The following is a 23,795-nucleotide window of genomic DNA, read 5'->3' as shown; positions in this document are numbered from 1 at the left end:
GATTACTTCCAGTGCATCTTTCGCAAGGGATGAGTGCGTATGACGCAATCGGCGGACCCGACCGGTCTCGACCTCAATCTTCTCGTCGCCCTCGACGTCCTTCTGGAGGAACAGAGCGTGCGGGGAGCGGCCCGGCGGCTGCATCTGTCCGAGCCCGCCACCAGCCGTACCCTCGGCCGGATCAGGAAGGCGCTCGGCGATCCGATCCTCGTGCGTGCGGGGCGCGCGATGGTGCCGACGCCGTACGCGCTGTCCGTACGGGCCGAGGTCGGCGCGGTCGTGGAGCGGGCGCGGGCGCTGTTCGCGGCCTCGGGTCCCACCGATCTCCGGGCCGTCGCGCGGACGTTCACGGTGCTCGGTCAGGATTCCCATCCCGCCCTGCTCGGTCCGGCCCTGCTCGCGCGCGCCGGGCGGGAGGCTCCGCGGGTGCGGCTGCGGTTCCTGAACGAGAGTCACATCGACGCGCCGACGCTGCGGGAGGGCGTCGCCGACCTGGAGATCGGTGTCATCGACACGGTTCATCCCGAGGTGCGCACCGAGCACGTCCTGGACGACCGCATGCTCGCGGTCGTCCGGGCGGGGCATCCGCTCCTCCGGGGGCGCCTGACGCGCCGGAGGTTCGCGGAGGTGGACCATCTGGTGACGTCCCGCCGGGGGCGGCTGCACGGCCCGATCGACACCGCTCTGGCCGAGCACGGGCTGCGGCGGCGGGTGGTCGCGAGCGTCGGCACGTACCCGGCGTCGCTGTTCGTCCTGCGCGACACCGACCTCGTCGGCCTGATCAGCGAGCGGAGCCGCTCCTTGGCCGAGTCCCTCGGGCTGGTCACCTTCGAGGTCCCGCTCGACCTGCCGCCGCTGCCGGTCGGTCTCGCCTGGCATCCGCGGCACGACGCCGATCCGGCGCACGCCTGGTTGCGCGGCTGTGTGCGGGACCTGCTGCTCGGCCGGGACGGCTGAGCCCCGGCACCCCCGTGGCGCGGAGGGGTGCCGGGGCCGTGGGTCAGGCCGCTCGGTCGGCGGCGAGCTGGGCGGCCAGGGCCGGGATGCCGAGGGCCTGCTCGTCGGCCGGGGTGGCCTGGTACAGCTTGTTGGTCAGCTGGTAGGGGTCGTCGACCAGGTCGTAGTACTCGCGGAACTTCACCTGGCCGGTGCCGGACACCGTGCCGTTCACGTCGGTCGTCAGGTCGTAGTACTCGGTGTACTGCTTGTCCTTCGCCACGTACGAGGACCAGGTCGGCGCGCCGCCGGTGCCGGTGCCCTGCTTCCACCACTCCACGAGGAGGTGGTCGCGGCTGTAGCCGGAGAGCAGTGAGCGGCCGTCCTGCGGGGCGCCCGGGGTGATGCCGGCGGCGTCGAGGATGGTCGGCGCGATGTCGATGTTCGCGACGATGCGGTTGTCCTGGGTGCCCGCGCCCAGTCCGCCGGCCGGCCAGGAGAGGTAGAACGGCACCTCGTGCGCCGGGCGGTAGGGCACCGACTTCGCGGTCCAGCCGTGGTCGCCCCAGCTGAAGCCGTTGTCGCCGATGTAGATGACGAGGGTGTTGTCGAGCTGGCCCAGGGCCTGGAGCTTGTCCTTGAAGGCCTGCACGGCGTCGTCGACGGAGAGCAGGGTGCGCAGCTGCTCGGCGCGGATGGTCTGGCCGTCGGCGAGGGTGCCGGTGGCGTTCTTGATGTAGCCCGGCTTGTCGCTGCGGTCGTTCTCGGGGACGGAGGGGCGGCCGTTCCAGTCGGGCACGGGGGTGCCGGCGTACTTGGCCTCGGGGGTGCGGGGGCCGTGGGACGCGTAGGGCGTGACGTAGGCGAACCAGGGCCGGGTGTCGGTGGCCGCCTTGTCGAGGAAGTTCAGCGTGCGGTTCTTGACGATGGTGGTGGTGTAGCCGTTGATCGTCTGGACGGTGCCGTTGACGTTCCACTGGGCGTCGACGTAGCCGGGCTGGAGGAGGGCGAACTCCTCGAAGTGCGGCGGATTGTCCGCCAGCGTCCAGGAGTTGAGGTACTTGCCGAACAGGCCGGTGCGGTAGCCCGCCTGCTTGAGGTACTTCTGCACGGTGGTGCTCTGGTCGAGCGCGTACGAGGCCTTGTTGTTGCGTACGCCGTGGTGGTGCGCGTGACGGCCGGAGAACACGCTGGAGCGCGAGGGTGCGCAGAGCGGTGTGGTGACGTGGCCGTTGGTGAACTTCACGCCCTGGTCGGCGAGCCAGGCGACGGTCTTGGGGAGCGCCCATTCGGTGTGCTTGGGCTGGTCGTCGGTGACGATCAGCAGGATGTTCGGCCGGGTGGCGGCAGCGGCGGGGCCGGCCGCGGCGACCTGTGCGACGCCGGGTACGGCGGTCGCGGCCGCGACGGCGGCGGCGCCGCCGAGGAAGCCTCTCCGGCTGACCTGCGGTCGTCGGTTCTCGCTCATGATGTCCATTCCTCCGGGTGCGTGGGCGCAGGGGGGCGCCACGGACGGACGGCGCACGAGGTGCCGTCGGCCGTGGTGCGGAAGGGGAAGAGACGGGAGTCAGGCGGGGCGCCAGGTGGGGATCCCGTGGGGGGGAAGGGGGCGCGGTCAGCGCGCCGGGGCGACCGTACACAGGGCGCTCGCCATGTGTCCCTGGTCGACGTGGCGGCGCGCAGTGAGAGTTCCTGCTGCCATGCTCACGACAGTAGGGGGAAGCGGGCCGCGGTTCCATGTACGGCGGATGAAATGGGCGGCGCCGTGCCGTGGCGTCCCGCCGGTGGGCGGCGGTCAGGCGCCGAGCAGCGCCTCGGCCCGCTGGACGAGCAGCGGCAGGAGCCGCTCGCGCCAGGTGTCGAGGTGGACCATGCCGCTGGACATCCCGCCGTGCGCGAACCGCTTCCGGTGGACGACCGAGGACTCGGCGGACGCGAGGTCGACGCCGACGACCTCGCCGAACGCCGCCCGCAGCAGGGCGTCGACGGCGAGGACCGACGGCGGGACGTCCGTCCCGGCCAGGTGGTCGCGCAGGGCACGCCAGACGTACGGGTCGCCCCGCAGGCCCCAGGTGCCCGGCTCGGGCTCGAAGAGCACGGCCATCCTCGTCGTCACGTCGTCACGTCCTCCCCGCGTCACCGGGACAGTCTCCCAGGGACGGCCGACGGGCGGGAGGCCGCGTCCGGTGCCAGGGTGGGGCGTACTGGATCCGCGAAAGGGAATCGCCATGCTCACCACCGCCTTCGTGCCGGGGTCCCCCTGCTGGCTCGACCTCGGCGCCCCCGACGTGCCGGCCGCCGCGGCCTTCTACCGGGCCGTGCTCGGCTGGGAGTACGAGCCCATGGGCGAGGGGCAGGACGCCGAGGGCGGGATGTTCCGCGCGGACGGGAAGATCGTCGCCGGACTCGGCAGGCTGACCGAGCCGGGCGCGCGCTCGGCCTGGATGATCTACTACTCCGTCCCCGACGCCGACGAGACGACCCGGGCGGTGGAGGGCGCGGGCGGCACGGTCCGGGTGGCGCCGAAGAGCTACGGCGAGCAGGGCCGGATGGCCCAGTACAGCGACCCGCTGGGGGGACAGTTCGCCGTCTGGCAGCCGGGCGACACCAAGGGGGTCGAGCTGGTGGACGAGCCGGTCTCCCTGAGCTGGACCGAGCTGTACACGAGCGACGCGGCGGCCGCGAAGGAGTTCTACGGCGGAGTCCTCGGCTGGTGGTTCGACGACATGGAACTGCCGGGCGGCGCGGGGACGTACAGCCTCATCACGCCCGCGGGGCTTCCCGCGGAGCGCATGCACGGCGGTCTCCTGCAGGTGGCGGAGGCGGACCTCGCCCTCGCGCACGGGAAGCCGTACTGGCACCCCGTCTTCGCCGTCGCCGACTGCGACGCCACGGTCGACAAGGTCAACGCGAGCGGCGGCAGCGTGCAGATGGGCCCGGTGGACATGGAAGGCGTCGGGCGGCTCGCCGTCTGTCTCGACCCGTCGAACGCCGACTTCGTGGTCCTCACCCCGCCCGCGGGCTGATCCCGGTATGGAAACACGGCCGCCGCCCCGTGAGAATGCGCCCATGACGGATGCAGCAGCGACACCGGCGGACCAGGACGCCGTACGCGTCGAGCGCGAAGGACCCGTGACCACGGTGGTCCTGTCACGGCCCACCGCCCGCAACGCCGTGGACGGGCCGACGGCCGCCCGACTGGCCGACGCCTTCCGCGCGTTCGAGGCCGACGAGGACGCCGCGGTCGCCGTCCTCTGGGGCGAGGGCGGCACGTTCTGCGCGGGCGCCGACCTCAAGGCCGTCGGCACCGGGCGCGGGAACCGCGTGGCGCCCGACGGCGACGGGCCGATGGGCCCGACCCGGCTGCGCCTCACGAAGCCGGTCATCGCGGCCGTCAGCGGCCATGCCGTCGCCGGCGGCCTCGAACTGGCCCTCTGGTGCGACCTGCGCGTGGTCGAGGAGGACGCGGTCCTGGGGGTCTTCTGCCGCCGCTGGGGCGTACCCCTGATCGACGGCGGCACGGTCCGGCTGCCACGGCTGATCGGCGAGAGCCGTGCCATGGACCTGATCCTGACGGGCCGGCCGGTCCCGGCCGCGGAGGCGTACGAGATCGGGCTCGCCAACCGTCTCGTACCGAAGGGCCGGGGCCGGGCCGCGGCGGAGGAGCTCGCCCGGGAGATCGCCGGGTTCCCCCGGCTGTGCCTGCGGCACGACCGTCTGTCCGTCCGGGAGCAGCACGGCCTGCCCGAGCCCGAGGCGCTTGCGAACGAACTGCGGCACGGCATGGTGCCCCTGACGGCCGGTGAGACCCTCTCGGGCGCGGCGCGCTTCGCGGCCGGGGCGGGCCGGCACGGTTCGTTCACCGCCTGATCCGTACCCGGCGGTCCGTCCCCCGGGGACCGGTCACCGGTCCACCGACGAGAGTCCGATCTCCGCGCAGCCGCCACGGAGGGTGTCGAGGCCGCAGGTACGGGATGGCTAGGACCCCCGGGGGCGCCAGGCCGAGCGGGCGCAGCGCCGCGGGGAGCGCCGACGGCCCCTGGTCGATCCTCCAGTCCCCCTGCCTGCGGGTTCGAGGATTTCCGGCGACCGCACCAGTCGTCTCCCCTCCCTCCTCCGGGCTTCACTGGCTGAAAAGCAGTGACCGGGAGGCGTGGGGAGACATGGACCTGAACACGGTGACGGACGTCCGGGACGCGCGGCTGCGCGAGCCGTGGCGTCCCGGCGACGCGTGGCTCGGCGGTGGCACGTATCTCTTCTCCGAGCCGCAGCCGCATCTGCGCCGGCTGGTCGATCTGAGCCGGACGGGGTGGGAGCCGCTCACCCGCCACCCCGACGGCTCCCTGGAGATCGCCGCCACCTGCACCGTCGCCCGGCTGTCCCGTCACGGGCGGACGATGGACGCCCCTGCGGCGCCCTTGTTCGAGCAGTGCTGCCGGGCCTTCCTCGCCTCGTTCAAGATCTGGAACATGGCGACCGTCGGCGGGAACCTGTGCAACGGGCTCCCGGCCGGGCCGCTGATCTCGCTGACCGCCGCCCTCGACGGCACGTGTCTGCTCCGGGCGCAGGACGGCTCGTCGCGCCGGGTGAGGGTCGTCGACTTCGTCACGGGCGCCGGGCGCAAGGACCTCGCGGAGGGCGAGCTGCTGCGTTCGGTCACCCTGCCGGCGCGCGCCCTGGACTGTCGTACGGCGTTCCGGCAGGCGTCGCTGTACGGGCTCGGGCGCTCGGGCGCCCTGGTCATCGGGACGCTCGATCCGGTCGACGGCTCGCTGGCGGTGACGATCAGCGCGGCGACCGTACGGCCGTTCCGGTTCTGGTTCCCGCTGCCGCCGACGCGCGAGGGGCTGCGGGCGGCGATCGCTGCCGCCGTCCGGGACGAGGACTGGTACGACGACATCCACGGACTGCCCGAGTGGCGGCGGCACATGGGGTTCCGGCTCGCCGAGGAAGTCCGCCGCGAACTGATCCGTACCGCCGAGGAGAACACCCGATGAGCTTCCACGTCCGTGTCAACGACCGTTCCTTCGACCACGAGCCGCGGGCCGGCCAGTGTCTGCGCACCTATCTGCGCGAGCGCGGCTGGTTCGGTGTGAAGAAGGGCTGTGACGCCGGGGACTGCGGCGCCTGCACCGTCCACGTCGACGGAGAGCCGGTGCACAGCTGCCTGTACCCGGCGGTGCGGGCCGAGGGGCGGGCCGTCACGACCATGGAGGGGCTCGCCTCGCCGGACGGCGAACTCCACCCGGTCCAGCGGAGGTTCCTCGACGCGCAGGGTTACCAGTGCGGTTTCTGCACGGCCGGTTTCCTGATGACCACCGCCGCCCTGGAGGCCGAGCGGGGCACCGCGCACGACGACGGCAAGCTCGACGACCTGCCCCGCGCGTTCAAGGGCAACATCTGCCGCTGCACCGGCTACCGGGCGATCGAGGACGCCGTGCGCGGCGTGAAGCACACCGAACGGCCCTGCGCGGGCGAGGCCGTCGGCCGGAACGTGGGCGCCCCGGCCGGTCCCGAGGTCGTCACGGGCCGGGCCCGGTACACCTTCGACGTCGAGGTACCGGGGCTGCTGCACATGAAGCTGCTCCGCTCCCCGCACCCGCACGCGCGGATCGTCGCGATCGACACCGCGGCCGCCCTCCGCGTCCCGGGGGTCCATGCCGTCCTCACCCACGAGGACGCGCCCGCGACCCGGTACTCCAGCGCGCGCCACGAGCACCCCACCGAGGACCCCGACGACACCCGCGTCCTGGACGACGTCGTCCGGTACGTCGGGCAGCGGGTCGCCGCCGTCGTCGCCGACAGCGAGCAGGCCGCCGAGGAGGGCTGCCGCCGGATCGAGGTGACGTACGAGGAACTCCCCCACGTCACCGACCCGGAGGCGGCGATGCGGCCGGGCGCGCCGCTGCTGCACGGCGACAAGGGCACGGAGGCGCGGATCGCCCGCGCGGAGAACAACGTGGCGGGCGAGGTGCACGGCGAGATCGGCGACGTCGAGCGGGGGTTCGCCGAGGCGGACGTCGTGTACGAGGAGACCTTCCGCACCCAGCGGGTGCAGCACGCCAGCCTGGAGACGCACGGCTGCGTCGCGTACTTCGAGCCGAGGGAGGACGGCACGGGAGAACGGCTCACCGTCCGCTCCTCCACGCAGACCCCGTTCCTGACCCGGCGCGCCCTGTGCGCGCTGTACGGGCTGGCCGAGGACGAGGTGCGGGTGGTCGCGGGCCGGGTCGGCGGCGGCTTCGGCGGCAAGCAGGAGATGCTCACCGAGGACATCGTGACGCTGGCCGCGCTGAAGCTGCGACGGCCCGTGAAGCTGGAGTACACCCGCGCCGAGCAGTTCCACGGCGCCACCACCCGGCACCCCTTCACCATCGGCATCACAGTGGGGGCACGCGCCGACGGGACCCTGACCGCCGTGCGGATGCGGGTCGTGTCCGACACCGGCGCGTACGGCAACCACGGGCCGGCCGTGATGTTCCACAGCGTCGGCGAGTCCTTCGCCGTCTACCGCGCCCCGCACAAGAAGGTCGACGCGTACGCCGTCTACACCAACGTCGTCCCGGCGGGCGCCTTCCGTGGCTACGGGCTCGGCCAGGTCACCTTCGCCGTCGAGTCCGTCATGGACGAACTGGCCCGGCGGCTCGGGATGGACCCGCTGGTCTTCCGGGAGAAGAACATCATCGGCCCGGGTGAGGCCCTGCACAGCCCGATCGGCGAGGAGGAGGACCTCCACATCGCCTCGTACGGGCTCGACCAGTGTCTCTCGGTGGTGCGCCGGGCCCTCGCCGAGGACCGCAGCGCCGAGGAGGCCCCGGAGGGCTGGCTGGTCGGCGAGGGCACCGGGATGGCGATGATCGCGACCGGGCCGCCCGGCGGCCACTACGCCGACGCGCGGGTGTCCTTGCTGGAGGACGGGACGTACGACATCGCCGTCGGCACCGCCGAGTTCGGCAACGGCACCACCACCGTCCACCAGCAGATCACCGCAGGCGCGCTCCACACCACCGAGGACCGCCTCAGGATCCGGCAGTCCGACACGGACGTCGTGCGGCACGACACCGGCGCCTTCGGCTCGGCCGGCACCGTCGTCGCCGGCAAGGCCGTGCTGCTCGCCGCCACCTCCCTCGCCGAGCGGCTGCGCACCCTGGCCGCCCGCCACACGGGCGTGGCCCGGCACCTGTGCGTGCTCGGCGCCGAGGCCGTGGAGTGCGCCGGTCGTACGGTGAGCCTGAAGGAGCTGTACGAGGCGGGGCACGCGCTCGGCGCGGCGGAGGAGCTGGCGGCGGACGGCCACTGGGGCGGTTCGCCTCGGTCGGTGGCCTTCAACGCCCAGTGGTTCCGGGTCGCGGTCGACCCGGGCAGCGGGGAGATCCAGATCCTGCGGAGCGTGCACGCGGCCGACGCCGGCAAGGTCATGAACCCGATGCAGTGCCGCGGCCAGGTGGAGGGCGGAGTCGCCCAGGCGCTGGGCGCCACCCTCTTCGAGAACGTGCGGACCGACGAGCGGGGTGAGGTCACCACGGCCGCGTTCCGCCGCTACCGGCTCCCCCAGTACGCCGATGTGCCCCGCACGGAGGTCCACTTCACCGAGACGTCCGACGCCATCGGGCCGCTGGGCGCCAAGTCCATGAGCGAGAGCCCGTTCAACCCCGTCGCCCCCGCCCTCGCCAACGCCCTGCGCGACGCGACCGGCATCCGTTTCACCGAGCTGCCCGTCACCCGGGACAGGGTGTGGGCCGCGCTGGACCGCCGGGCGCGGGGCCTTGGTGGATGAACCTGGAGGATGCGCCCCGCCGTCTCGTATCAAGCTCCGGCTCGGCGCGGTCGGGCATCACTGGGCGCAGTGGCCACACCGACCGCCCGGCCGGGGTTCGATCCGGCGCGCCGCAAGGAGCGGTCGCGCTTCCTGCTCACGGTGAGCGGCGGCGACGGGCATCACGCGCTGCTGTCCTGGGCGGAGATCGACGCGGACTTCGGCGACGCGCCGATCCTGCTCGCGACCCGGATGGACGAGGAGTGGCTCGACACCTCGGGCACCCAGCTGGTCGTCCCCTCGGACCGGTGCGGCGCCCGGTACGTGAGCGCCGTCACCGGCATCTGGATCGGTGCCTTCCGTGCGCCGCGCGCCCCCGAGGCCGGGCTCAGCCCTGTATCCGGTAGAGCCTGATGTCCCGGTTGACGAACAGGTGGACGTAGCCGCACGTCCAGCAGATCAGGCCGGTCGCCGACTCGTTCGCCCAGGCCATGTTGAAGAACTCCATGCCCGTGCTGTTCAGCTTCACCTCCCGCTCACGGAAGGTGTCGTTGTCGCACATCCGGCAGCGGATCGGCTTCTCGCCGATCGCCGCGTGCACCGGCTTGGCCATGCTGTCGCTCGCTCTCTCCGCCGGTTCCGGCGGTGTTCGGGCACGGGCGGCGCGCTTCGTTCGCGTCGTCCTGGTCGATTCCGGCACCCGTACCCGCCCGCTGCTTGTACCGTGGGACCAAGGTCCGGTGCCGCCGACTCCCCCGTTTGGCGGCACCGGACCCCTCTGTGATCCTGAGGCCTGATCATCCGCCGCGCACTGCCGGTGTCCGGCAGTGTTCGACGCCTTCTCGATGCCGCTTCCTCTCCCTGCCCACGGGCGTGTCACTCTTGATCACCGCGCGTCAGGAACACGTCAGGGGCGCGTCAGAACGGGGGAGGAAACGTGTCGGAGAGAGAGCCCGCCGAGGAGTACCTGGACGGGTACGCCGAGATCCTGGCGGGTGTGTGCGCGACCCGCCGCAGACTCACCCGGGAGGAGCGCGACGCCCTGGGTTCGCTCGGCGAGCGGGCCGCGGAGGCCGGCATCGGACTGCGCGCCCTCGTCCGGGCCCATCTCTCCGCCGCCGAGCGGGTGCGCCCCGGTCTGCCGCCGTCCGCCGCCGACCACCTGCTGAGCGCCGTCGAGCAGGCCGTGGACGCCTTCGCCGAGGGGCACGAGCGGGCCCAGTACCTGGCGATGCGTCAGGAGGAGGCGGCACGCCGGGAGTTCATCGACGACCTGCTGTACGGCCGGAGCGATCTGGGCCGTCTCGCCGAGCGGGCCGAGCGCTTCGGGCTGCTCCTGTCCCCCGCTCACACCGTGGCCGTCGCCCAGGGCCCGGAACCGTACAGCGACGGCTACGCGGTCACCCGTACCGTCGAGTCCTCGCTCGTCGCCCGCTTCGGCAGTCGCCGGATCCTGCTCACCGCCAAGGACGGGCGGCTGATCTGCGTCGCGCCGGCCGACGAGCCCGAGGTGCTCACCCACTTCGCCAAGCAGGCGTACGCGGCGGCCGACGGCGGCCAGGTCGCCATCGGCCGCCCGCACCCGGGCGCGGGCGGTGTCGTCCACTCCTACGAGGAGGCCCTCAACGCCCTCGCCCTCGCGGCCCGCATGAACCTGAGCGAGCCGGTCCTGCACGCCGCCGACCTCCTCGTCTACCCGGTCCTCACCCGTGACCGGCAGGCCATGGCCGACCTCGTCCGCACCGTGCTCGGCCCGCTCCGGCAGGCCCGCGGCGGCGCGAAGCCCCTCCTGGAGACGCTCACGGCGTACTTCGACAGCGGCTGCGTCACCGCGCAGGCGGCCCGCGAACTCAGCCTCAGCGTGCGGGCCATGACCTACCGCCTCGACCGCATCCACCGGCTCACCGGCGCGGACCCCGGCGATCCCGTGCAGCGCTACGCCCTCCAGACGGCCGTCATCGGCGCCCGTCTCCTGGACTGGCCCGAGCAGCCGCTGTAGAGCGCCGCTCGACAGCCCGGAAGGATCGTTTCTTTGCGCGAGTGATCCCGAACTGATCGCCCGCCGTGGAGAGTTGTCGGTTTCCGGTCGTCCGTGGCGGGCAGGTTTGGAGAGCCGTGGGGCGGGCAGTGGTCGGCCTCGCGGCGCACCGGTGCGGGTCGAGGACAGAAGGAGGTCGGTCCCCATGACAGTGCGCGCCGTCGACGTGCCCCTGCTATGGATGCCCCACGCGCTGCGGGTGAATCCGCATCTGCCCGCCCTGCACGAGGAGAGCGAGTCCTGGGCACGCGCCATGGGCATGCTCGACGGCTACCCGGGGCCGCCGGCCCGCCCCGCGATCTGGAGCCGGGCCAAGTTCCACGCGATGACCGTCGACCAGCTGACCGCCTGGACCCTCCCCGACGCCTCGCTCTCCGACCTCCGGCTCAACCACCGCTTCAACATCTGGGCCCTGGCCTGGGACGACTACTTCGCGTCCGCGTTCAAGCAGACCGGCGACCTCGCCGGAGCACGCGCCTTCACCACCCGGCTGCACGCCTTCCTGCGGCCCGAGCGGGGGGCCAGGCTGCCCGAGCCGACGAACGCCGTCGAGCGGGGAATCGCCGATCTGCAGCAGCACCTCTTCCCGCCGAGACTGGACCACTGGCGTGTGGAGTTCAACCGGGCTCTGGCGCGTTACATCGACGCGGGAGTCGAGGAACTGGCCAACAGCCGCAGCGGCCGCATTCCCCATCTGATCGACTACGCCCCGTTCCGCCGGGAGAGTTTCGCCGCCTACACCGCCCCCTATTCCGTGGAATTGTCCACGGGCGCGCGAATACCCGCGAAAATACGCCACACGCGGACCGTACAGGCGCTGCTCGACGCCTTCATGGATTTCATGGGGCTTGCGAACGACATCGCGTCCTATGAAAGGGAAGTGCACGAGGAGAACGATGTCAACAATCTGGTTCTGGTCGTCGGAACCTCCCTGGGCATCACCCTGCACGCCGCCGTACCCGCCGCACTCCATCTGGTGAACGCCCGCCTGCGGGAGTTCGAGCACCTCAGGCAGAGCGAACTGCCGCTGCTCGTCCACCGGTCCGGCCTCGACCACGACGAGCGGGCCGAGCTGGAGACCTGGCTCCGGGGAGCCTGTGGCTTCCTCTCCGGCCTCCACGCCTGGTACACCGGAGCGCCCCGCTACGCCTCCGGGGACGGGTCGTTCCCGGAGTGAGGGCAGCGGGGCCGCCCCGGCGCACCCCTACTTCCCGCGCAGGAACCGCCGGACGCGCGCCCACCACGAACGCCGGGGCGCGGGCCGTCCCGCCGCCACCGGAGCGGTCGCCGCCCCCGGGTCGCTCACCGGCCGCGGAGCCGTCACGGGCCTTCCGTCGCTCCGGGCCGGCGGGGCCGGCAGCGGGGCCGGGTCGTCGTCGCCCTGGGGCGCACGTGGCGCGAAGGTCACCGGCAGGGCCGTGAGGTGCCGGGCCCAGGTGGAGGAACGCCAGCTGAGGTCCTCCTCGGGAATGGCCAGGGCGACGTCGGGAAGCCGGGTGAGCAGGATGTCGATGCCCGCGTCGGCGATGATGCGGCCGATGTCCTGGCCCGGGCATTCGTGCGTGCCCGCGCTGAAGGACAGGTGCGCGCGGTTGTGGTGCACGGGGGTCGCGGCGTCCGGGCGGATCGCCGTGTCGACGTTGCCCGCGGCCAGACCGAGCAGGAGCATGTCCCCCGCCTTGATCTCCTGCCCGCCGAGCGTGGTGTCGCCGTTGGCCCAGCGGCCGGGGCACACCATGAGCGGCGGCTCGTCCCAGAGGACCTGCTCCACCGCCTCCGGAACGGTCATCTGGCCGCCCGCGAGGGAGCCGCGGAACCGGGGATCGGTGACGACCATGCGCATGACGTTGGACATCAGGTTGGCGGTCGTCTCGTAGCCGGCGAGCAGGATGAGCCTCAGGTGGTGCTTGACCTCCTCGTCGGTGAGCGCCGCCGGGTGGGCCATCAGCGCGGAGGCGACGTCGTGGCCCGGATGGGCGCGCTTCTCGACGACCAGCTTTTCGAGGCATTCGAGCACATAGGCGTTGCTGGCCAGCGAGGTCTCGGTCGCCTTGAACAGGTCACGGGCGGCGTGCACCAGCCTGGGGGCGTCCTCGTCCTCGTCCGACATCCCGAGCAGATGGATGAGGGTGAGCATGGGCAGGTGCTCGGTGAACTGCTCCACCAGCTCCACCTCGCCGCGCTCGCAGAAGGTGTCGATCAGCTGGTGGGAGAAGCGGGTGATGAGACGGCGGACGCCCCGGTGGTCGAACTGGCTGAGGCTGGACGTGACCGCGCCCCGCAGCCGCTGGTGCTCCTCGCCGTCCGCGCAGACGCAGTCGGGGCGCCAGCCGATCATCGGGATCAGCGGAGAGGTCTCGGGGTCGATCTCCCCGCTCCGCCAGCCGTGCCAGACGCGGGGGTCGCGGGAGAACTGGGTCGGGCGGCTGGCCACGTCCCGGTTCTCCAGGTACCCGAGGACGAGCCAGGCGCGGACGTCGCCGTCGAGCAGGACGGGCGCCACCGGGCCGTGGGCGGCGCGCAGCTCCTCGTACAGGCCCATCGGGTCCGTCGACGCGGCGGGGCCGTAGAGCCGGGTGGCTCCGCCGGGGCCGTCGCCGATGTGGGCCGGACAGCCCGGGGGCGGGATCGCCCCGGGCTGTGCGGTGGCGTGTTCGGTGGGTGGGACGGTCATGCGGTCTCCTGGGCGGCGGCGAGGGTGCACAGGTAGCCCATCAGCGCGAGCAGGGTGTCGCGGCAGGACGCCCGGTCCCGGGCGTCACAGGTGACGATGGGCACGGAGTCGTTGAGGGCCAGAGCGGTGCGCAGATCTGTCAGGGGGTACTGCGGGGCCTCCGGGAAGGTGTTGACGGCCACGACGAACGGGACGCGGCGGTCTTCGAGCCGGGTGATGACCTCGAAGGAGACCTCGATCCTGCGGGTGTCGACGAGGACGACGGCGCCCAGCGCGCCTTCGAAGATGCCGTTCCACAGGAACCAGAAGCGCTCCTGTCCGGGTGTGCCGAACAGATAGAGGATCAGCTCCTGGTTGATGCTGATGCGGCCGAAGTCCAGCGCGACGGTCGTGGTCTTCTTGCCCTTGGCGCCGGGGTTGTCGTCGATCCCGACGCCCGCCTGCGTCATGGTCTCCTCGGTGGTCAGGGGCGGGATCTCGCTCACCGACCCGACCATGGTCGTCTTGCCGACGCCGAAGCCGCCGACGATCACGACCTTCACTCCCCTGGCGCCGTGCGGCAGCAGCAGGTCGGTGTCGCGCCGGCCGGCCTCGAGCAGGTCAGAGTTTGCGTAGTCCATGGATCACCGCCTCCAGTAGGCCGCGTTCGGGATAGGCCGCCACGGGTACGGGCGAGATGGCCTCGACCCGCTCCTCCTCGACGAGCTGGGCGAGCAGCACGGTGACGACGCTGAACGGGAGACCGAGGTACGCGGAGACCTCGGCCACCGAGAGCGGGTACGTGCACAGGGTGAGGATGGCCGAGTGCTCGGGCTGCATGGCGGGGTCGGGCTCGGACCTCGTTGCGATGAGGGTGACCAGGTTGAACTTCCCGGTCGAGGGGTCCGGGCCGCCGGTAACGACGTAGAGCGGGACGGGTGTGCCTTCATGCCAGGGGCCCTGGTTCTCCGATGTCACATCGCCTGCCCGACGTCCTCACGAGGCGGACTGGTCATGTGCTGGCCGATGCGGATCACCAGCGTGCGCATGCGGTTGCCGAGGAGTCCGGCGTCCACCTCCGGGTCGGCGAGGACCGCGAGATACGCCCCGGGGCCGGCGGCCATCAGGGAGAAGTAGCCGCCGTCGGCCTCGATCCCGACCATGTGCGTCGATCCGTCCCCCTGCGGGAACATCTGCGCGATGGCCCGGGCCAGGCTCTGGATGCCGGAGCAGGCGGCGGCGATCGCGTCGGCGGTGTCGGGGGCCGTGTTCGCCTGCCCGATGCTGAGGCCGTCCGACGACAGGACGACCACGTGTCGCACGTACGGGACACTGCTCACCAGGTCCGTGAGCATCCAGTCCATGTTCGGCAGTGGCTGCATGTTACTCGTCCTCATCTGACGGCTCGCTGGGGGAAAGAATGGGGTCGGCGACCGCTGCGTCGTCGCCGCTCTTGGTGCCGTTGAACGCCTCCCACATCAGTCCCGGCTGGCGGGAGCCGGCCAGGGAGGCCGCCGGGTCGGCGGGCGGGGGCCCGGTCTGGAGGAGCGGCGTCGGGACCGGCGACTCGCGTCGTCGCTGCGGGAGCATGGGCGAGGGCGCCTCCCGTCGTCGTTGCGGGAGTCCGTTGGCGGTCTTCCTGGCCACGACGGCGTCCCCGCCGGCGTCGGGCGCGGGGGTCGGCCGGGGCAGGACGGGGCCTCCCGCGCGCCGCCTCCGGAGGATCTCCGAGGTCAGCAGGGAGCCCTGGGGAACGGTGGTGATCAGCCCGCGGGGGACGAGCACCACGGCCCGTACGCCTCCGTAGGCGGAGGTGCGCAGGTCGACCTCGCAGCCGTGCTCGCGGGCCAGTCGGCTGACGACCGGGAGGCCGATCTGGGTGAGCTCGCCCAGGCTCGACAGGTTGACCCCGGTCTGCGACTGGGCCATGACGCGCTCGACGCGCCGCCGGACCTCCTCGGTGAGACCGACTCCGCGGTCCTCGATCTCGATCGCGATGCCGGAGGGCACCTCGCTCGCGGTCACCTCGACCGGGGTGTGCGGCGGGGAGAACGTCGTGGCGTTGTCGAGGAGTTCGGCGAGGAGGTGCATCATCGGCTCGGCACCGGGGCCGGTCACCGCGACCTCCGCCACCGACTGCAGCTTGACGCGGGGGTAGTCCACGATGCGGGACATGGCCCCGCGCAGGATGTCGTAGAGCGGGATCGCCTTGGACCACTGGCGCCCCGGCCGGGCGTCGCCGAGGACCGCGACGCTGGCCGCGAGGCGGCCGATCAGGGCGTTGCGGTGGTCGACGTTCTGCAGTCCCCGGGAGACCACGAGGTCGTTGCCGTGCAGGATCTGCATGGCGTGGAGGTCCTTGGTGAGCTGGTGCACGATCGCCTGGACCCGGCGCGCGACCGCCACGAGGGCGCGCTGGGAGGCGTCGCGGGTGTGCTCCTCGGTCTCCACGGCCTCCAGGGACGTCCGCAGGGCCGCCTTGAGCGCCACGACGTACTCGGGGTCGAGGTGCTGCCCGAATTTCACGGCGTTGATGATGTCCGGGGAGGCGTCGCCCCTGTGGAGTCGGGAGATGGCCGCGGGGAGGAGTTCCTGGGCGAGCCAGAGGACGGTGGCCCTCTGGTCCGCCAGGCGCCCGAGGAGCTCGGCCTCGCGCTGGGCGTGCTGCTCCGCCGCCTCGACCCTCGCCCGCGTGTGCCGCTCGGCCTCCGCCGCGCGTGTTCGGCGCGCGGCGATGGCCGAGGTGGCGACCGTCAGGAGGACCGCGGCAAGTCCGCACCAGGCGACCGGTGTCCGTATCTGCGCGGAGGAGAGGAGCAGCGCTATGGCGGAGGCTACGGCCAGAACTCCGGGCGGGAGGAGCCATACCCGGGCGGCCGAGGTCGGCCGGGATCTGGAAATTGAACCTGCACGAACCATCAGGGGGTCCCTAAACCGTCTGAAATGAACGGACTGAGGTGATGCATTGCGCGGCGGTGACTCGCTGTGAGCACGGCGCAACACATCGGGGAGCATAGTCAGTTCGGGTTCGCCATGTGACCTTGCTGGAAGGACAGCCTCCAGCGGTCAATTCCCCTCTATAAAACGACCATTCGCCGAACGGAAATGCGCGGGACCGATCACGTTCTGGCGTGTGTACCCATGGGTCCGCCCCCGGGCCCCGTCGCGGGTGTGCGACGAGGACCGAGGGCGGACACGTCCCCGGGCCGGGTGCCCGTCAGGCCGAGGCACGGGCTCGCCGCGCGCGGCGGCGGAGGTGGAGCGCACCACCCACCGCGGCGCCGGCGAGCAGCAGGCCGCCCGCCGCGAGCGGGGCGCTCGTGGAGTCGGCCGCGGGCTCCGCGGCGGTCGCGACGGACCCCGCCGCACCGGCCGCCGCGACGGTATCGGCCCGGCCCGCGGCACTCGCGGCCCAGCCGAAGCCGGCCTCGACGCCGCCGTGCGGCCGGCTCGAGATGCGGTACGTGACGGTCTGCTTGATCCGCGGCGGGCACTTCAGGGTGACCGTGTCCGTGCCGGACGTGGCGCCTTCGGGCACGACGAACTCGCCGACCAGGACACCCTGCCGGTTGCCCGGCAGCAGGTGGAACTTGCCGCCCGCCTCCGACTCCCCCTTGCCGTAGGTCTCCTTGCCGCAGGCGGTGGTGGTGACGGTGACGGTGGTGCCGGGGGCCGCGTTCAGCGGCGCGATCCGGACATCGGAGTCCCCGGGGGCTGCGAGTGCCGTGGGGGCGGACAGGACGACGGCGCCGACGATCAGGCTGATCTGCAGACCGGTGCGTACGCGACGCATGCTTCTCTCCTTCGGTGGAGCTTTCCGGCCGGCTCCTTCGCGCGGCACCTGTGCTGTGCTCCGTGCACGAGGCAAAGGCCGCCGCGCACTCCCCGCAACACGGGGAGCGCGTTCGGCCGTCCTCCGGTCGGCCGCACGGCCGCGCCCGCCCGGACCCGTCACAGCAGGTCACCGTCGTGGGCGTACCGCCCCCCGGGTGATCCCGCCCCGCACGCGAACGGACCAGCGCCCGTACGGCCGCCGCACAAGGCCCCCGGTCGGCCCCGGCCCGCCCGGGGGATCAGCGGTGGCGGGCCGGAACGGGCGCTCATAACTTCGCGATATGACGAAACGACAGATCGCCCTCCTGGCGTGCACCGCGGCCCTCACGGCCTCGGGGCTCGGGGCCGCCGCGCCCTCGGCCGGCAGCGGGTCGGTGCACCGGGTGAAGCCGGGCGAATCGATCCAGCAGGCCGTGGACTCCGCGCGCCCCGGCGACACCATCATCCTCGCCCCCGGCACGTACCACGAGAGCGTCCGCATCACCACGTCGCACCTCACCCTCCGCGGCTCGACCGTCTTCCCCACCGTCATCCGGCCCGCCGCCACCCCCGGCGCCGACACCTGCGCGCAGGCGGGCAACGGCATCTGCGTGACCGGCACCGAGGCCCGTCCCGTCGAGGGCGTGACCGTGCGCTCGCTGACCCTCCGGGGCTTCGCCAAGAACGGCCTGTGGGCCAAATGGACCGACCGCCTGGTGGTCCAGCGGGTCACCGCCGAGTCCAACGGCACCTGGGGCATCGCCCAGGAGCGTTCCGTACGCGGAGTGCTGCGCCACAACACCGCCCGGGGCAACGGCGACGCGGGCCTGTTCCTGGCCAACACCGTCACCGAGGAAGGAGGAGCCACCGACACCCACGGCACGGTCGTCAGCGGCAACCGGGTGTCCGGCAACAGGATCGGCATCACGGTGCGGCGCCTGCGGAACCTGACCGTCGACCACAACGAGGCCACCGGCAACTGCGCCGCCGTGTTCGTGGTGGGCGACGAGTCCACCCCGCGCGCCGGGGCGATGACCCTGCGTCGGAACCACATCCACGAGAACAACAAGCTCTGCCCGAAGACCCCGCGCCTGCCCTTCCTCCAGGGCTCGGGCATCGTCGTCACCGGCGCCGAGGACACGGTCGTCGCCCACAACCGGGTCGAGGACAACGTCGGCAGCTCACCGCTGTCCGGCGGCATCGTGCTCTTCAAGAGCTTCGTGGGCGTCCCCAACGAACGGATCGAGATCCACGACAACGTGGTGCTGCGCAACGGCACCGCCGACCTCGCGAACCGGGACGTCAGCAAGACCAACACGTTCCGCCACAACACCTGCGGCGTCTCCGAGCCCGCGGGCATGTGCTGACCGCCCGCCCCGACTCCCCCACCCGTATGGCATGACAGCAAAGGCAAGGCGAAACAGATGACGACCGTCGATTCCGCTCCCCCGCCGCCGATGCGGCTGAGAGAACTCGTCTTCGGCGCGGCGTGCGCCGCCGCCGTGCGCGCGGCCGCCCGCCTGGGCGTGGCCGACGCACTGGGAGACACCCCCATGACCGCGGAGGACCTCGCGGCCGCGGTGAAGACCGAACCACGCACCCTGCGGCGCCTGCTGCGCGCCCTGTCCTGCCAGGGCGTCTTCGCCGAGCAGCCCGACGGCGCCTTCGCCCACACGGAGATGTCCCGGCTGCTGCGCGAGGACGATCCGCACAGCCTGCGCTACATCGCGCTGTGGTGCACCGAGCCCTGGACCTGGGACGTCTGGCCCAAGCTCGACGAGGCCGTCCGCTCCGGCCGCAATGTCTTCGAGGACGTGTACGAGCGGGAGTTCTTCTCGTACCTCAACGAGGAGGCGCCCGAGTCCGCGTACGTCTTCAACCGGGCCATGACCACGTCGAGCAGGCAGTCGGCCGAGGACGTCGCCGAACTCCTCGATCTGCGCGGAGCCTCCTCCGTCGCGGACATCGGCGGCGGACAGGGCCACGTCCTGGCGAGCCTCCTGGAGAAGCACCCCACGCTGCACGGCACGCTGCTCGACCTGCCGGCGGTGGTCGGCAACGCCGATCCGCGGCTGCGGGAGAACGGCTCGCTGGCCTCCCGCGTACGCATCGTGCCCGGCGACTGCCGGGAGGACATTCCGGTCCGGGCCGACGTCTACATCATCAAGAACATCCTGGAGTGGGACGACGACAGCACCCGCAGGTGCCTGGCGAACGTCCGCAAGGCCGCCGAGCCCGGCGCCCGCGTCGTCGTCATCGAGAACCTCGTGGACGACACCCCCTCCATGAGGTTCACGACGGCCATGGACCTCCTGCTGCTGCTCAACGTCGGTGGCGCGAAGCACACCCGGCAGAGCATGGTGGAGCGGCTCACGGCCGCCGGGCTCGTCATCGGCGAGATCCGCCCGGTCAACGCGTACCTGCACGCCTTCGAGTGCACCGTGCCCGGCTGATCCCGGACCACGGCGGAAACCTCAGGCCGCCCGCTCCGCGTCTGTCGCGGGGCGGGCGGCCTCGGGTTTCACCGGGTTCCCGGCTCAGGAGCCGGCGTCACGCTCCCAGCGGTAGAAGCAGTGCGCCATGGCGTCCTTGGGGCTGCGCCAGGTCGTCGGGTCGTACGCGCTGACGTACGCCGACAGACGCTCGCTGACGCCGCGGAACTCGGGGTGTCCGGCCAGCCTGGCGACGTGGGGCGCCGGGTCCTGCTCGGACTCGATCAGGTGCAGATAGACGTCACCGAACTGGAACAGGCTGCGCCGGGCGACCCCCACCAGATGCGGCAGCTCGCCGCGGTCGGAGTCGGCGAACACGTCCGCGATCGCGGGCGCCGAGCCGGGCGCCATACGGGCGACGATCAGTGCGTGGTGCATTCTTTTCCTTTCTGGCGAGTGCCCGTCAGGCGTTGCGGACCGGCGCGGTCCGGCGCTCGCTCGCGGCCTGGACGAGGCGGTCCCGGATGAGGGCCATCTGGACGCGGGAGTTGCGGTTGATGTTCTCGGTCATCCACTCGTCGTCGACGGGGGCGTCGGGCTTCATCGCGAAGTCCTGGATCCAGCGCATCTGGACGCCGCCGGGCAGCTCCTCGTACTCCCAGGCGATGTTCATGTGCGCGAAGGGGCCGGTCTCGACGCGGCGGGCGCGCACCTTCCGGTTCTCGCGGTCGGTGGTGCGCTCCGACACCCAGCTCCAGACCTTCCCGTTCTCGTCGGGGTGCATGGTCAGGCGGAACTTGGTGGTGTCGCCCTTCCGTTCGAGGACCTCGACGGAGGCGTACTCGCTGAAGAGCTGCGGCCAGTTCTCGATGTCGTTGGTCATGTCCCAGACCAGATCGAGAGGGGCGTCGATGGTGATGCTGTTGTCGGTGTGTCCGGACACGTCAGACTCCTGCGAGGGCGTTGTTGACGAGGGCGATGAACTCGGCCGGCGTCTTGCAGCGCTCGGCGTCGGTGGGCAGCGCCACGCCGTGCCGGTTCTCCAGCTCGCCGACGATGCCGAGCAGGCCGAGCGAGTCGACGCCGAGGCCGCTGAAGGGGGTCTCGGGGGCCTCTTCGAGCTGGGTGGGGTCGACGGTCACGCCGGCCGACTGCTTCATCAGCGTGGCCAGTTCGCCGAAGGTGAGTTCGGTGGTGATCATCTTCGTTTCTCCTTCCTCGCCCGGAGCTACCGGGCGAGTCCGCCACCGCGGCGCACGACGAGCGCCGCGTTGGATCCCATGAGTCCCCTGCTGAGGACGAGGGCCGTGCGCAGCTCGGCGGGCCGGGCTGCGGACATGACCACGTCGAGGTCGCAGTCGATGTCGAACACGTTGGGGGTGGGGGGCACCAGGCCGTGTTCCATGGCGAGCACGGCGGCCGCGGTGTCCAGAACGGGTGCCCCGCAGTAGGCCCGGCCGTAGCCGGTCTTGGGTGCCGTCACGGGGACGCGCGTGGCGTGCGCGCCCAGGGCGTCGGCGATCGCGAGGGCCTCGGCGCGGTCCGCCTCCGGCACGCCCAGGGCGTCGGGGAAGACGACGTCGATCTCCTCCGGGGCGCAGCCCGCCTCGTCGAGGGCGACCCGGATGGCGCGGGCGAGTCCCTCCCGGGACTCCGCCCAGCGGGAGGCGCCGGTGAAGGTGGCGCCGTGGCCGGCGATCGTGGCCCGTACGCTCGCACCCCGGTCGAGGGCGTGCTTCTCGTCCTCGACGACGAACATGGCGCCGCCCTCGGCGGGGACGAAGCCGCAGGCCTTCGCCGTGAAGGGACGGTAGGCCCGGTCGGGGTCGTCGACGGTGCTGAGCTCGGGGTAGCCGAGCTGGCACACCATCGAGTACGGGGCGAGGGGGGCTTCCGCGGCTCCGACGACGACGGCACCGGTCCCGCGCCGGACGGCGCGGGCGGCGTGCGCGAGGGAGTCGAGACCGCCGGCCTCGTCGCTGGCGACCACCCCGCACGGGCCCTTGAAGCCGTGCCGGATGGAGATCTGGCCGGTGCTCGCGGCGTAGAACCAGGCGATGGACTGGTACGGGCCGACGAACTTGGAGCCCTGTCCCCAGAGCTTCTGCAGCTCGCGCTGGCCGAACTCGCCGCCGCCCGAGCCCGCGGCGGTGACAACGCCGATGGAGAAGGGCTCCTCGGGTCCTTCCTCGTGGCCGAGGCCGGCCTCGTCGAGGGCGAGGGAGGCCGCCGCCATGGCGTAGTGGGTGAACCGGTCGGTCTGGACGAGGAAGCGCTCGTCGATGAGGGCGGAGGCGTCGAAGCCCTCGACCTGGCCCGCGACCTTGAGGGGCAGGTGTTCGCAGCCCTCGCGGGTGATCCGGTCGAGAACGCCGAGGCCCTCCCGGACGGACTTCCAGTACGCGTCGGAGCGCAGTCCGTTGGGGGCGATCACACCGATGCCGGTGACGACCGCCCGCGGTGACCGCTGTGTGCTCATCGTGTCCTCCCGCCCGGCCCGGTCAGGAGCACGGCGGACTGGAAGCCTCCGAAGCCGCTGCCGACGGAGAGCACGTTCCTGAGCTTCCGGGGGCGGGCGGTGCGCGGCACGTAGTCCAGGTCGCACTCGGGGTCGGGGATCTCGTAGTTGGCGGTCGGGGGCACCACCTGGTGCCGCAGGGCGAGCACGCAGGCGGCGACCTCTATCGCGCCGATCGCGCCGAGCGAGTGGCCCACCATGGATTTGATGGAGCTCATGGGCGTGTCGTACGCGTGGGAGCCCAGGGACCGCTTGACGGCGGCGGTCTCGTGCCGGTCGTTCTGGCGGGTGCCGGAGCCGTGCGCGTTGACGTAGTCGATCGACGTGGGGTCGAGCCTGGCCTGGTCGAGCGCGGTGTCGATCGCCCGGGCCATCTCGATGCCCTCGCCGGTCAGACCGGTCATGTGGTACGCGTTCCCGTAGGTGGCGTAGCCGCTGATCTCGCAGTAGATGTGCGCGTCGCGGGCCCTGGCGTGCTCGTACTCCTCCAGGACGAGGACGGCCGCTCCTTCTCCCATGACGAAGCCGTTGCGGCGGTTGTCGAAGGGTTTGGAGGCGTGCTCGGGGTCGTCGTTGTCGGGCGAGGTGGCCTTGATGGCGTCGAAGCAGGCCATGGTGATCGGGGAGATCGGCGAGTCCGACGCCCCGGCTATGACGACGTCCGCCCGGCCCTCCTCGATGGTGTGGAAGGCGTAGCCGACGGCGTCGAGGCCGGAGGTGCAGCCGGTGGAGACGGTCTGCACCGGGCCGCGGGCCCCGAACTGTTCGGCGACCACCGCGGCGAGCGTGCTCGGCGAGAACGCCATGTGCAGCTTGGGGTCGGCGGCGCGGTGGTCCACGTCCCACCGCTGTCCGCGCTCGCTGACCAGGACGTAGTCGTGCTCCAGGCGGGTGGTGCCGCCGACGGCGCTGCCGAGGCTGACGCCGACGCGCCAGGGGTCCTCGGTGGCGGCGTCGAGCCCGGAGTCCCGTACGGCTTCCCCGGCGGCGACCGCGGCGAACTGGACGTACCGGTCCGCGTGCTGGATCAGGTCGGGGGGCAGCCCGTGGGCGTACGGATCGAAGTCGCACTCGGCGGCGATGCGGGAGCGCAGGCCGGCGGGGTCGAACAGGGTGATGCCTCGGGTCGCCGTACGCCCCTGGGCGAGGAGGTCCCAGAAAGCCGCCGTTCCGGCACCGCCCGGGGCGACCACCCCTATGCCGGTGACGGCCACGCGCCGGGTCACTCGAGCGCCCCCTCGACGGCCTCCTCGGTGTCGACGTGACCGAGGCTCGGGTGCGGGGCGAGCGGCCCCAGGTGGAAGACCATGCGGGCCTCCACGTCGCCGACGTTGCGGAAGCGGTGCCGGACGCCGATGGGGATCAGGAGGCCCTGGTCGGGCACGAGCGGGTGCGTCTCGCCGTCCAGGTCCACTTCGAACCGGCCCGAGACGACGTACACGAACTCCTCGGAGTACGGGTGGTAGTGCTCGGCGATGCGCTCGCCCGGCTGGGCGATGGCCATCCCCATGAAGCCGCTGGTCGACTTCACCGTGGCGGGCGTGAGCATGGCCCGCACGTCGCCCCCGCGTCTGCGGTTGGGCTCCGTGTCGCTCAGGTTCACGATGAGCCGAGTCTGCTCGAGCATGGTTGATACCTCCGAGTGGTGC

Annotated in this window: 24 protein-coding genes and 1 pseudogene; 10 read left to right on the top strand and 15 right to left on the bottom strand. The window is 72.1% G+C overall.

The genetic code is table 11. The features are described from left to right. Positions 1-33: 33 nt before the first annotated feature. Entirely contained in the window at positions 34-957 is a 924-nt protein-coding gene (locus tag AB5J54_RS36840) for a LysR family transcriptional regulator (protein ID WP_369148281.1), read from the top strand. Between the two features lie 43 nt (positions 958-1,000). On the opposite strand, the gene AB5J54_RS36835 is transcribed toward AB5J54_RS36840, so the two are convergent. Together AB5J54_RS36835 and AB5J54_RS36830 are read right to left on the bottom strand one after the other, a co-directional pair. Next, positions 1,001-2,404, bottom strand: coding sequence for a sulfatase (locus tag AB5J54_RS36835; RefSeq protein ID WP_369148280.1), 1,404 nt, complete (start codon positions 2,402-2,404; stop codon positions 1,001-1,003). Between the two features lie 327 nt (positions 2,405-2,731). Beyond that, complete coding sequence (locus AB5J54_RS36830; protein WP_369148279.1) at positions 2,732-3,052, bottom strand: hypothetical protein; 321 nt, start codon at positions 3,050-3,052, stop codon at positions 2,732-2,734. Positions 3,053-3,164: 112 nt separating this feature from the next. Here AB5J54_RS36830 and AB5J54_RS36825 point away from each other — a divergent pair, with 112 nt between their 5' ends. The 5 genes and pseudogenes from AB5J54_RS36825 to AB5J54_RS36805 form a co-directional block, all read left to right on the top strand. Then, complete coding sequence (locus tag AB5J54_RS36825; RefSeq protein ID WP_369148278.1) at positions 3,165-3,962, top strand: VOC family protein; 798 nt, start codon at positions 3,165-3,167, stop codon at positions 3,960-3,962. A 43-nt stretch (positions 3,963-4,005) separates the two neighbouring features. Further along, positions 4,006-4,806: a crotonase/enoyl-CoA hydratase family protein gene (locus AB5J54_RS36820; RefSeq protein WP_369148277.1), complete on the top strand. Its 801-nt coding sequence runs from the start codon at positions 4,006-4,008 to the stop codon at positions 4,804-4,806. A 293-nt stretch (positions 4,807-5,099) separates the two neighbouring features. Then, complete coding sequence (locus AB5J54_RS36815) at positions 5,100-5,933, top strand: xanthine dehydrogenase family protein subunit M (protein WP_369148276.1); 834 nt, start codon at positions 5,100-5,102, stop codon at positions 5,931-5,933. Then, positions 5,930-8,713: a molybdopterin-dependent oxidoreductase gene (locus AB5J54_RS36810; RefSeq protein ID WP_369148275.1), complete on the top strand. Its 2,784-nt coding sequence runs from the start codon at positions 5,930-5,932 to the stop codon at positions 8,711-8,713. The genes AB5J54_RS36815 and AB5J54_RS36810 overlap by 4 nt, the downstream gene beginning before the upstream one ends. Positions 8,714-8,800: 87 nt before the next feature. After that, positions 8,801-9,106 (top strand): annotated as a pseudogene (locus AB5J54_RS36805) (molybdopterin-dependent oxidoreductase); the annotation flags it as partial. On the opposite strand, the gene AB5J54_RS36800 reads toward AB5J54_RS36805, so the two are convergent. After that, a complete protein-coding gene (locus tag AB5J54_RS36800) occupies positions 9,081-9,305 on the bottom strand; it encodes a hypothetical protein (protein ID WP_369148274.1) in 225 nt (74 codons plus the stop codon). The pseudogene AB5J54_RS36805 and the gene AB5J54_RS36800 overlap by 26 nt on opposite strands. A gap of 324 nt (positions 9,306-9,629) precedes the next feature. Between AB5J54_RS36800 and AB5J54_RS36795 the strand changes: the two genes are divergently transcribed. Together AB5J54_RS36795 and AB5J54_RS36790 are read left to right on the top strand one after the other, a co-directional pair. Further along, positions 9,630-10,691 (top strand): PucR family transcriptional regulator, encoded by a 1,062-nt coding sequence (locus AB5J54_RS36795; RefSeq protein ID WP_369148273.1) that lies wholly within the window; start codon positions 9,630-9,632, stop codon positions 10,689-10,691. 184 nt (positions 10,692-10,875) lie between these two features. Further along, positions 10,876-11,907, top strand: coding sequence for a hypothetical protein (locus AB5J54_RS36790; protein WP_369148272.1), 1,032 nt, complete (start codon positions 10,876-10,878; stop codon positions 11,905-11,907). A gap of 27 nt (positions 11,908-11,934) precedes the next feature. Here AB5J54_RS36790 and AB5J54_RS36785 read toward each other — a convergent pair whose 3' ends face one another. From AB5J54_RS36785 to AB5J54_RS36760, 6 genes are all read right to left on the bottom strand, one after another. Then, a complete protein-coding gene (locus AB5J54_RS36785; protein WP_369148271.1) occupies positions 11,935-13,404 on the bottom strand; it encodes a cytochrome P450 in 1,470 nt (489 codons plus the stop codon). Next, positions 13,401-14,024, bottom strand: coding sequence for an ATP/GTP-binding protein (locus AB5J54_RS36780; protein WP_369148270.1), 624 nt, complete (start codon positions 14,022-14,024; stop codon positions 13,401-13,403). The genes AB5J54_RS36785 and AB5J54_RS36780 overlap by 4 nt, the downstream gene beginning before the upstream one ends. Beyond that, positions 14,005-14,361 carry a DUF742 domain-containing protein gene (locus tag AB5J54_RS36775; protein WP_369148269.1) on the bottom strand — a complete coding sequence of 119 codons (357 nt, stop codon included), beginning with the start codon at positions 14,359-14,361 and terminating at the stop codon, positions 14,005-14,007. Before AB5J54_RS36775 ends, AB5J54_RS36780 begins: the two co-directional genes overlap by 20 nt. Continuing rightward, positions 14,358-14,765: a roadblock/LC7 domain-containing protein gene (locus AB5J54_RS36770; RefSeq protein ID WP_369148268.1), complete on the bottom strand. Its 408-nt coding sequence runs from the start codon at positions 14,763-14,765 to the stop codon at positions 14,358-14,360. The genes AB5J54_RS36775 and AB5J54_RS36770 overlap by 4 nt, the downstream gene beginning before the upstream one ends. A 1-nt stretch (position 14,766) precedes the next feature. Then, a complete protein-coding gene (locus tag AB5J54_RS36765) occupies positions 14,767-16,302 on the bottom strand; it encodes an ATP-binding protein (RefSeq protein ID WP_369148267.1) in 1,536 nt (511 codons plus the stop codon). A 298-nt stretch (positions 16,303-16,600) separates the two neighbouring features. Next, a complete protein-coding gene (locus AB5J54_RS36760; protein WP_369148266.1) occupies positions 16,601-17,176 on the bottom strand; it encodes a sortase in 576 nt (191 codons plus the stop codon). A 322-nt stretch (positions 17,177-17,498) separates the two neighbouring features. Between AB5J54_RS36760 and AB5J54_RS36755 the strand changes: the two genes are divergently transcribed. Continuing rightward, positions 17,499-18,563 carry a nitrous oxide reductase family maturation protein NosD gene (locus tag AB5J54_RS36755; protein ID WP_369148265.1) on the top strand — a complete coding sequence of 355 codons (1,065 nt, stop codon included), beginning with the start codon at positions 17,499-17,501 and terminating at the stop codon, positions 18,561-18,563. A gap of 57 nt (positions 18,564-18,620) precedes the next feature. Further along, positions 18,621-19,649 (top strand): methyltransferase, encoded by a 1,029-nt coding sequence (locus AB5J54_RS36750; protein WP_369148264.1) that lies wholly within the window; start codon positions 18,621-18,623, stop codon positions 19,647-19,649. 84 nt (positions 19,650-19,733) lie between these two features. Here AB5J54_RS36750 and AB5J54_RS36745 read toward each other — a convergent pair whose 3' ends face one another. Genes AB5J54_RS36745 through AB5J54_RS36720 form a run of 6 tightly spaced genes read right to left on the bottom strand, consistent with a single transcriptional unit; the run spans position 19,734 to position 23,773 of the window. Next, positions 19,734-20,066 (bottom strand): TcmI family type II polyketide cyclase, encoded by a 333-nt coding sequence (locus AB5J54_RS36745; RefSeq protein ID WP_369148263.1) that lies wholly within the window; start codon positions 20,064-20,066, stop codon positions 19,734-19,736. A gap of 25 nt (positions 20,067-20,091) precedes the next feature. Next, complete coding sequence (locus tag AB5J54_RS36740) at positions 20,092-20,571, bottom strand: SRPBCC family protein (protein WP_369148262.1); 480 nt, start codon at positions 20,569-20,571, stop codon at positions 20,092-20,094. Position 20,572: 1 nt separating this feature from the next. Then, on the bottom strand, positions 20,573-20,830 hold the full coding sequence (locus AB5J54_RS36735) for an acyl carrier protein (protein WP_369148261.1): 258 nt from the start codon (positions 20,828-20,830) through the stop codon (positions 20,573-20,575). 26 nt (positions 20,831-20,856) lie between these two features. Next, entirely contained in the window at positions 20,857-22,107 is a 1,251-nt protein-coding gene (locus AB5J54_RS36730) for a ketosynthase chain-length factor (RefSeq protein ID WP_369148260.1), read from the bottom strand. Beyond that, positions 22,104-23,372, bottom strand: coding sequence for a beta-ketoacyl synthase (locus AB5J54_RS36725; RefSeq protein ID WP_369148259.1), 1,269 nt, complete (start codon positions 23,370-23,372; stop codon positions 22,104-22,106). Before AB5J54_RS36725 ends, AB5J54_RS36730 begins: the two co-directional genes overlap by 4 nt. Further along, a complete protein-coding gene (locus AB5J54_RS36720; protein WP_351190717.1) occupies positions 23,369-23,773 on the bottom strand; it encodes a cupin domain-containing protein in 405 nt (134 codons plus the stop codon). The genes AB5J54_RS36725 and AB5J54_RS36720 overlap by 4 nt, the downstream gene beginning before the upstream one ends. Between the last annotated feature and the right edge of the window lie 22 nt (positions 23,774-23,795).

The organism is Streptomyces sp. R44, from assembly GCF_041053105.1.
In the GTDB taxonomy this organism is placed as follows: Bacteria; Actinomycetota; Actinomycetes; order Streptomycetales; family Streptomycetaceae; genus Streptomyces.
This window is presented reverse-complemented; position numbering and strand designations above follow the sequence as displayed.